The organism is Bacteroides coprosuis (assembly GCF_020741705.1).
GTDB classification, from domain to species: Bacteria; Bacteroidota; Bacteroidia; order Bacteroidales; family Bacteroidaceae; genus Bacteroides_E; species Bacteroides_E coprosuis.
Genome location: NZ_DYYK01000017.1, coordinates 1 through 10,303, shown reverse-complemented (window position 1 = coordinate 10,303; position 10,303 = coordinate 1). Strand labels below are relative to the sequence as shown.

The window sequence follows — 10,303 nt, the reverse complement described above, 5'->3', positions numbered from 1 at the left end:
GAATACTTGACTAACAAATATGACTAAGTAGCTAAAGAAACGCATTGATCGAAGGAGTTTGTGCTTTTTTTAAAAGAATTACCTAGAGATATACCCCGTATCGGCTTACTCTCTTAAGTCTATTTTTCCTATTTAGAGAGATGCTTTTATAGATACACAGAAGCTTAACTTTGAACTATTTTGCACGAAAAATCTATACACTCTTAAGGATTTGTTGTATCTTTAACTACTAATTCTTGTTTAGACAATTATATTTAGTAGACTGAACACCCACAAATAGGGCCTTACTGAATATCTTGTTTGTAATATCCCTAATAATGCTGTATCTTATTTAAGTATATCAAATAGGTTAATAGGTCTATACAAGAGTCTTTATTAACTTTTTAAATCACTCATTACAAAACTATTAAAAGGAAATCTATGATTAAAGTTAGCAGTTTTGACGAATTCGCAAAATACACTGGGCAAGAGCTTGGCGTATCTGACTACATGAAAATTTCGCAAGAGCAAATTAATCAGTTTGCTGATGCCACACTTGATCATCAATGGATACATGTGGATGTTGAACGTGCAAAGAAAGAGAGTCCATTCAATAGCACAATAGCACATGGCTATTTAACTTTATCTATCTTACCTCATCTTTGGGATGAAATTATGGAGGTGGATAATGTGCAATCTATGATAAACTATGGTATTGAAAATCTTCGCTTCCAAGAACCTGTTTTGGTAGGCGATGAAGTACGCCTAAGGGTAAAACTAAAATCATGTAGGAACCTACGTGGTGTGGTGAAAACCGAGATGGATGCTTCTTTAGAAATTAAAGGAAAAAAGAAGAATGCGTATGACGCTACCATCGTTTTTCTCTATTATTTTAAATAATAAACTTCGAATCTATTTATACTCGTAGGGTATAAATTTAAGATATTAAAAAGTAGGCTATTTTACCGTATGGGGTAGAGTAGCCTACTTTTTTTAGTGTTGAGCCATTGATGAACGTTATGCCTCGAAACAGATTCAATATTTCGCATTTCTTAATATTTTTAATAAAACTTCTTTTAATTCGTTTTATTTTTGTTAACATTGTAACCGTTAAAAATAAGAACCAATTATCCTATTCTGATACACAACAACACACAAACACGATTTAGCATTCATGATTCGAGAAATTACACCCCTGAGCATTGTTCAAGAGGAGGATTTTAAATTGATATTCAATCAGTTTTATCCTTATCTCTTTATGTATGCCAAGCGTTTTTTGCCCAAAGAAGATTCTGCTAACGATGTGGTTCAAGAGGCTTTTATTAAGCTTTGGGAGTTGAGGCGAGATTTCCAAAATCTCCAGCAAACTCAGTCTTTTCTCTATACTTGTATTCGAAATAGTGCACTCAATGAACTTGCCCACCAAAAGGTAAAGACTAAATACACCGAAAGTTTGCTAGCAGCTCCTCCTTCTTTCGATTTTATTAATGATAGTTTTATTGAAGACGAAACCTATCGTTTGATTGTAGAAGCTATTCACAATTTGCCACCCCGTATGCGAGAGGTGATGCAAGGATATTTACAAGGGCATACTCCCGATGAAATAGCTACAAAGCTTGGTGTCACTGTTGAAACTGTTTATTCTCAAAGACAGCTCGCTCTAAAAAAACTTCGTTCTATGCTTGGTAAATACGCCCTTTACCTCCCTTTCTTTTTTAAGATATTAAACAATTAACCTTTATTAACTAGCGAGTTCTAAGGGTGTCCTTGTCTTATTATTAGAAACACGAAATAATATGCAAGAACACAATTTCTATATATCACATCTAATTGCTAAATATTTAGCCGAAAAAATAAATAAAGATGAGCTAGAAGAGCTCAATCTATGGCGAGAGAAATCAGAAGCCAATGAGGAGCTATTTCGAAAAATAACTGATAGTGGTCATATCTCCGATTATTATAGCTCAATCTCTCAAGTAAATGTAGATAAACAATGGAATCAGTTTTCAGATCGAAGAGCGAAGATGTATAATCGTCGCAAACTTCGTCGCATCTTGGGCTATGCTGCTTCCTTATTAATTCCACTATCTATAGGACTAACTATTTACTTTACATCTCGCACCCCGATAGTAGAAGATTCATCACTTTTTGTAAATACCATTCAGATAGGAAATGCAAAAGCCATTTTAAAACTATCGGAGGGAGAAGTTATTCATCTAACCGATGAAGATACTTTGCAACTTGATGAAGACTTATCTCTTCTTGCGCACTCCTCTTCAGGCAATTCTGCCACAGATCAAGTTCAAATGAATTCTATTGAAACCCCTCGAGGTGGAGAATATGCCTTAACACTAAGCGACGGTACCAAAGTCTTTTTAAACTCTATGAGTACCCTTGTTTTCCCCTCCGAGTTTTCTGGAGAAGAGCGTAGGGTAGAACTTTATGGCGAAGCATACTTTGAAGTATCCAAGTCGAGTGCCCCTTTTATTGTGACTACTTCACGAGCAGATATTCAGGTACTAGGAACTTCTTTTAATGTGTACAACTATGAAGGAGAAGCTTATGAAGCAGCTTTGGTGAGTGGCAGTATAGCAATTTCTACCTCCCAAGAAAAAATGATTTTAAATCCCTCACAGCGAGCAACCATACATAAAGCTGATGCCCCTATGGTTATTGATGAAATAGATGCGTTGAGCATCTCCGAATGGCATAAGGGAAAGATTGTTTTCAAAGACCAATCTTTGGAGTACATGATGAATCGCTTAGCTCGTTGGTATGATTTTAGTGTAGAATATAAATCATCGGCTTTGAAGAATCTTCGTTTTTCTTGCTCAGTAGATAAGTACGAAGACATCGCTCAATTTCTTCAAGTATTAGAATCAACCGATAAGTTGAAAGCAGAAATTAACGGCAAAACAATATACCTTAAATAAAATCTTAATACAATGAACAACAACAAACTAACGCGCAGGTATATGCCCTTGCAAAAAGCATTTCTAGTATTCGTCATGCTCTTTGTCTCGGGTGTACTATCTGCAACAAATTTACTACAATCGAATACGGTATCGGTCAATTTTCAGAATACATTGCTAAGTGATGCTGTGTGGGAGATCAGAAAACAGACAGATATCCGCTTTGTTTATAGCTCTAATGATGTGGAAAATGTAGTTATAAACGATTTAAAAGCTAAGGGTGTAACCGTAGAATATGTATTAGACAGCTGTTTAAATGGTACTCCACTAGAATACAAAGAGGTGAGTGGAGTTATCTCTATTAAAAAGAAAGCAGAGCAGCCCAAACCTATTGTTCAACAAAAGAAACAGTATGAAATAAGAGGAGTAATTGTTGACAATTTAGGTGAATCGCTTCCTGGTGCAAATGTCATCATTAAGAATACACAGATAGGGAGTATCACCGATATAGATGGAAACTTTGTGCTACCTGTACACGATGATAAAACAGTAACCTTAGTAGCTTCTTTTATTGGACTAGAGAAAAAGGAGGTAAAAGTAAAACCTGGACAACCCATCAAAATTGTATTGGAAGATGATACTAAGCTGCTTGAAGAAGTAGTGGTTACAGGATACGGTACTTTTAAGAAATCGGCTTATGCAGGTTCTGCTTCTTTTGTGAAGTCGGAAAATACGAAAGACGTTCCCAACATCTCTATGCAACAGATGCTAGAAGGGGCAACACCTGGTATTCAGGTAAACTCTAGTTCGGGTGTTCCTGGGGCTACATCTAGTATTCAGATACGTGGAATGGGCTCTTTTAATGCTTCAAACTCTCCTTTGTATGTTATTGATGGAGTACCTGTTATGTCGGGAAACTTTGCCAGTACAAGTACAGGTTCTGGACTAGATATCATGGCTACAATCAATACCTCTGATATCGATAATATAACTGTGATTAAAGATGCTGCAGCGGCTTCTCTTTATGGTTCTCGTGCAGCAAATGGAGTAATCATAATCAATACCAAACAAGGTAAGAAAGGTAAACCCGTTTTCTCTTTTAAGAGCGACTGGGGAATGTCTAAGTTTGCTATGGACTTCCGTGAAATTATGGGTGGACAAGAGCGAAGAGATGTCATTCACGAAGGGTTGGTAAATCAAGCTATGCTCTACACGGGTAAGCCCAATTCTAATGGTTTGCATGAAAATATGACTGAGCAGGAAATGAAGGCCTATGCTGATAGTCAGATAGATCAATATGCTCCCGTTCCTTGGTGTGGGTTTGTAGATTGGACAGATCATATGTTCCAAACAGGGAACCGTAGCAATTATGAGTTCTCCGCTTCTGGCGCTTCAGATAAAATGAAATATTACTCTTCTGTGGCTTATACCGATCAAGAAGGTGTGGCTATCAACTCTGGATTAGAAAGATATACAGGTCGCTTAAATGTAGATTACAAAATGACGAAACGTTTGAAGATGGGGTCTAAGCTTTTATTCTCACGTATCAAACAAGATTCTTATTCGGAAGGTCTAGGCTATAGTACTCCTATCTATGGAACAAGAAATGGTACAACTCCTTCTGATCCTATCTGGCTAGAAGATGGTTCATGGAATCGGGATTTAATCAAACTTGATGACAGAAACCCTCTACTTTCTCAGACCTACAATTATAAGAAAGAAACGGTATCTAGAGCATTTAGTACACTCTTTGCTTCGTACGAGCTGTATAAAAACTTAGAGTTGAAATCTACCTTCTCTTACGACTTTGTATTTGGTAAGGGGACATCATGGAAAGATCCTCGTACGAGTGATGGAGGAAATGGCAAAAATGGCTCATTTAACAAGTATAGTAATGAAACGACCAAAATGAACTGGAGTACTGTGCTTTCTTACCTTTATAGTTTCGACTCTGGACATAATATTGATGTGCTAGCAGGTTATGAAGTAGAAAGAAAGGATAAAGATTATATGTCGGCAGGCAAATCAAACTTTGCTCGCCCTGATAAGGTCGATCTGAATACAGGAATGAAGCTGGAAGGGGCAGGGGGTAATATCTCTGGAACTCGTATGGTTTCTTATGTTACTCGTTTGAATTATGATTATCAAAGTAAATATTATTTAGGAGGTAGCTGGCGTACCGATGGTAGTTCAAGATTATATAAAAATAATCGTTGGGGACATTTCTGGTCGCTATCTAGTGCATGGAGAATAAGTGCAGAAAAGTTTATGGAGCCAACATCAGACTGGTTTTCCGATTTAAAACTGCGTTTGTCTTATGGTGTAAATGGTACTCTACCCTCAGGCTATTATCCTTATCAAGCTCTTAGCTCACTTACTAGTAGTTATAATGATCAACCAGGTATCAAGCAATCTCAAATGAAGAATGAAGAGTTGACATGGGAGTCCAATCATAACCTAAATATGGGACTCGATGTAAGTCTGTTTAATGGGAAGGTGAATGTTACGATGGAGTATTACCGCCGAACAACGAAAGACTTACTTTATGATCGTCCGCTTTCTATCACAACAGGCTTCTCTAGTTACTTAGCGAATATTGGCAAGATGAGGAATCAAGGTTTCGAACTTGAAATTTCTACTCGTAATATTCAAACCAAAGACTTTAACTGGACTACTGCCTTTAACTTGGCTCACAATAGCAATAAGATTCTTCGCTTAGATGGAGAGTTGGAGCAGGTAATAAGTAGCCCTTATATTCATAAAGTAGGCAAACCCTATCGTACTTTTTACTTGATAGAATTTGCTGGCATTAATCCCGAAACAGGTTTCCCTCAATTCTATAGTAATAAAAGAGATGAAGACGGAAAGCTACAAAAGGATTTAGTAGATGATCCTAAAGATGCTGAAAGAGTAGAACTTGGTTCGGCAGATCCTAAGATTACGGGTGCTATCGGGAACTACTTCACCTATAAGTGGTTTGACTTTGGCTTCAACGTGAATTTCTCATTTGGAGGAAAAACCTATGATTCAGGAGCTTCTAAGACTGAACATGGCGGAGATGGTAAATTAAATATTCCTACATACTACCGCAAACGCTGGAAGAAGGAAGGAGATAAAACCTCTATTGAGCGCTTTGTAATGGATAGAAACATTGCTATGAGCTCGTACTCTAGTAGTAGAAGAATACATAGTAAAGACTTTGTTCGATTGAAGAGTCTTACTTTTGGAGCTTCTTTGCCCAAAGCTTGGACTAAGAAAGTGTCGATAGACAAAGTACGTTTGTTCATGTCGGGAAATAACCTCTTAACTTGGGCAAAATATAAGGAGTACGATCCAGAGGCTGGTACATCTATCGGATGGAGTACCCCACCTTTAAAGACCTTGACTTTTGGACTAGAAGTTAAAATTTAATCTTAAAAACTTATGAATATGAAAATTCAATATATACTATTTATCTGTTTCTTCTCTTTATATGGTTGTGGTAATGATTGGTTAGATTTATCACCCAATACTTCGGTAGATTCAGATAAGGCGATTACAGCATTGAGTGATGTGGAATTTGCTGCCAATGGATTGTACGACACGATGCAAAGCAGCAACTATTATGGGGATCAAATGACCTATTATGGGGATTTAACTGCCGATGATATGCGCTCGTATAAAACCACAAGTACTGGTGCAAGTTATTATCAGTTTAAGTATCATAAAGAAAATGCAACCAATTCATTCTGGAGTGTTTACTATTCTATTGCTAAGAATGTTGCCATAGCATTAGAGTCTATGGATAAACTCGATATACAAGCTGGTAAAGAGTTTATTACTCCTAGTGGACGAAAGACAACAGAAGATAAGTATTACAATGAGAATCGTGGTCAGATCTTAGCAATTAGAGCTTTGGCACTTTTTGATATGACTCGTCTGTATGGGTATCCATACCAAAAAGATCAGGGTGCTTCTTTGGGCGTACCTATTGTAAAGTCTGTAGTCGATAAAGATAGTAAACCAGTAAGAAACACAGTAAAAGAGTGTTACGATGCGATACTTGAAGATTTAAATGAATCTCTTCAACTCATCAATGAAGAACGTTATGATGGTAAGCTCAACAAGTGGGCAGTTCTCAATTTGATAAGTCGTATCTATCTTTATATGGGTGAAAATGAAAAAGCATTAGTTGCGGCAGAAGAAGGTTTGGCAGGAGCTAAGCAATATGGTTTCGCCTTGGCTACCCATGAAGAATACCCCTTGATGTGGGCAAAACCCTTTAATAACGAGTTCCTCTTTGAGATAGTGAATCTTACAACAGATAGCCCTGGAAAAAACTCTATAGGTTATCATTATCGTAAATTCAATATGATTGCCACAACATCATTCTTTAAAAATTATTTGGCTAAGAGTGAAGATATTCGTAAATCTGTGGTTTCTACAGATAGCTCTAGTAAGCCATACTGTGATAAATTTCCCGAACAAGAAGGTAAGAGCTTTGAAGATTGTAATGTAGTAGTATTTAGAATGTCAGAGTTGTATTTGAATGCTGCTGAGGCCGCAGTCAAGTTGGGAAATCAAGAGAAAGCAGCTCTCTATTTCTTGCCCATTTATGCTCGTACAAATACCGAGTGGGATGGTAGAGATATTACATTGGCAGATGTATTAGAACAACGCAGAATAGAGTTCTGGGGAGAAGGACATCGTTTCTTCGACTTGTTGAGAAACAATTTACGAGTAGAGAGAACAGACTATCTAGAATCTGTGGCTACGGATGCTCGTAGTTTTGATTGGAATTTTTATCGTATAGTTCTACCTATTCCAAGAAAAGAAACTAATTTAAACGGTAATATTACTCAAAACCCAGGTTATGGTGATTAATTATGATAGAAAGAAATAATCATAGCAACGCAAAAATGTGGAAACTGCTTCCACTACTATTTATTCTTATGCTTCAAACTCCCTTTGCTTTTGCAGGCAAGGGAGGGCATAAGGAAGTTAAGTTAAAAACCGATGGTCCTTATTTGTTCTACACAGAGAATAATCAGATGCGATCTATCTCTGTTACAAAAGATTTGGCTATTGTCGATTCTACCTTTCGTGTAGGAGAAGAGGGGTATCAATTTCCTGTTCTTTCGCATAAAGGAGAATACCTCTTTGATGTGAAATGGAGAGAAAATGTTACTCGTGATAAGGATCATGTTAAAGCAGCTAAAAAGATTTTTATAACCTCAGATCCTCATGGAGATTGGAAAAGTTTCTCCGATTTATTAAAATGCAATAAGGTGGTAGATAGCAACTACCATTGGACGTTTGGTAAAAATCAATTGGTAGTTATTGGCGATGTTTTTGATAGAGGAAAAGATGTCTTGCCTATCTTTTGGCTTATCTATAAGCTCGAAGAAGAAGCAGCCAAAGCAGGAGGGCAGGTGCTTTTCTTATTGGGTAATCATGAACCAATGGTACTTGGTGGCGATTTAAGATACATGAAAAAATCATATCAAGCCCTATCTGATACTCTTCAAATACCGTATCAAAAAATGTTTGGTCCTACTTCTGTTTTAGGAGATTGGCTATCTACAAAGAATACTATGCAACTTATTGGTAAGAACCTCATTGTACATGCTGGGTTAAGTAAAGATTTAATTGATAAAGGATACCAGATTCCACAGGTGAATGAGCTTGTAAGTAATGGATTATTCTATCCTAAATCAATCCGAAGAAAACAATCGGAAGACTTGAAATTTTTGTATGGTAACAAGGGTCCGATCTGGTATCGTGGTATGGTTTTAGAAAAAGAGAAGTACGATCCGATTAGCTCTGATGATGTAGGTACAGTATTAAATTACTTTGGTGCCGATCGAGTTATAGTAGGTCATACCATCTTCAAAGAGATATCTAGTTTTTTTAACCAGCGAGTTATTGCAGTGAATGTAGATAATAAGAAAAATAAGAAAAAGCACCGTTCACGTGCTATTTTATTAAAGAGAGGGAAAATCTATGTGATAAGTGATAACCATAGCGCTAAACTCCAGTGATGGGTTATCAGTTCTAAGTATTCTGCCTTTGGATTTATACCTATCTGGTATAAATTTAAGATAATAAAAAGTAGGCTATTTTACCGTATGGGGTAGAGTAGCCTACTTTTTTAGTCTTGAGCCATTGCAAAGAAACAGAGCTCTTGGTGAGAGTATTTATGTATCTGGGTTATGAAGATGCGATATCAGGGTTAAAAGAGTAACATGTCGGTGTCATGTCATCATCATGTCGGTGTCAAAGTGTACGATGTGGTATAATAACTTCTGGACATAGATTTCTCTTTGTGTCAAAATAATAGAGAAAGGTGGATTTCTAAAAAAGAAGAGCCTACCTAAAATGGAATTAGATAGACTCTTGTTAATACTGAATATGTTCTTTTATTAAGATGTGCTATTGCCCGTTTCTTTCCTTGCGGGACATTCGAGTTCGGATGATGATATCTATCACTAGTAATATAAAAATAGTTATAAAGATAGACGTCATCTTGGCATTCTTTGTGGCAATGGAGTAGATAGTTTGGAATGTGTTTTGAAATACATCCGAAATGCTAGTCCAAGTAATGTTGTAATAAGAAGTTACGAAAAGAGTGTAATTTATTGGAAATGAGCGTTGGTTAATCGCTCTTGATAGTAATAGGTTACGATTTAGTTAGTTATCTACTGCATTATCCTTCTGCGCGTTGCGTAACCTTCAAAGAACTCTTCGTATGCAAAAGTAGCTATTTAATCCGAGATTTTGATATAAACTCCCAGATTTTTATCCCCTCATTCATAAGATTTTTCCGTAAAAGCGGTATTATCCGTCGGCACACCATTGCCCAAAACGAGTTTGGAACAAACGTGTGCCAACTACCGCATAGCCGGAGAAAAGGGCATTGCCTCACGCCTAAACGATGTTTAGACAGATGAAGCAATGCCCCTTTCTTTTGCGCCTATGCCAAGAGGTGCTTTTACGGGTTTTCAGATGATTTTTTTTTTTCGCTGTCCCTTTTGCCGGAAGCGGAAAGTGAATGCAGAGTGTGTCCGCCTGCCCCATGAATGAAACAGGTAGCCACACACAGCGGGCAATCCGGGAAGAATGATTGTTGTCGCCCGGCTGGACAAGTCCTGTCGGATCGGAAAACAATCATACTTCCTTTGTAGTGGTTTGCCCTTTTCACGCTTCCGGTGATGTCTTTTTCCTTTTGGTGATTCCTTTTTTACGGATTTTTCCCTGAAGTTTTTTCTACCCAATCAGCCTCTGTTTTCGTTTACCTCCATTTTTGCGCCTTTCAGTGAGCCGCATCAGGCAGTCATTTCCGTTCTGGGCGCAAAGGTAATTCCGGGATTGGACGGGAAAGCAAGGTCAAGCCTCCTGTTTTCGGTAAAAATCTCCAGCCCTGCGGGTAGTAT

General features: G+C 37.4%; 6 protein-coding genes and 1 pseudogene. 6 read left to right on the top strand and 1 reads right to left on the bottom strand.

Annotated elements, in window-relative coordinates:
- Window positions 1-420 precede the first annotated feature (420 nt).
- From K8V80_RS01080 to K8V80_RS01055, 6 genes are all read left to right on the top strand, one after another.
- Window positions 421-879 (top strand): MaoC family dehydratase, encoded by a 459-nt coding sequence (locus K8V80_RS01080; RefSeq protein ID WP_276774813.1) that lies wholly within the window; start codon window positions 421-423, stop codon window positions 877-879.
- A gap of 274 nt (window positions 880-1,153) precedes the next feature.
- Entirely contained in the window at window positions 1,154-1,714 is a 561-nt protein-coding gene (locus K8V80_RS01075; RefSeq protein ID WP_276774810.1) for an RNA polymerase sigma-70 factor, read from the top strand.
- A gap of 61 nt (window positions 1,715-1,775) precedes the next feature.
- Complete coding sequence (locus K8V80_RS01070; RefSeq protein WP_276774807.1) at window positions 1,776-2,912, top strand: FecR family protein; 1,137 nt, start codon at window positions 1,776-1,778, stop codon at window positions 2,910-2,912.
- 12 nt (window positions 2,913-2,924) lie between these two features.
- Window positions 2,925-6,302 (top strand): TonB-dependent receptor, encoded by a 3,378-nt coding sequence (locus K8V80_RS01065; protein ID WP_276774805.1) that lies wholly within the window; start codon window positions 2,925-2,927, stop codon window positions 6,300-6,302.
- Between the two features lie 18 nt (window positions 6,303-6,320).
- Complete coding sequence (locus K8V80_RS01060; RefSeq protein ID WP_276774803.1) at window positions 6,321-7,754, top strand: RagB/SusD family nutrient uptake outer membrane protein; 1,434 nt, start codon at window positions 6,321-6,323, stop codon at window positions 7,752-7,754.
- A gap of 2 nt (window positions 7,755-7,756) precedes the next feature.
- Window positions 7,757-8,911, top strand: a complete 1,155-nt coding sequence (locus tag K8V80_RS01055; RefSeq protein WP_276774801.1) for a metallophosphoesterase — start codon at window positions 7,757-7,759, stop codon at window positions 8,909-8,911.
- Window positions 8,912-9,602: 691 nt separating this feature from the next.
- On the opposite strand, the pseudogene K8V80_RS12005 reads toward K8V80_RS01055, so the two are convergent.
- Window positions 9,603-9,816, bottom strand: a pseudogene (locus K8V80_RS12005) (hypothetical protein).
- Window positions 9,817-10,303: the final 487 nt, after the last annotated feature.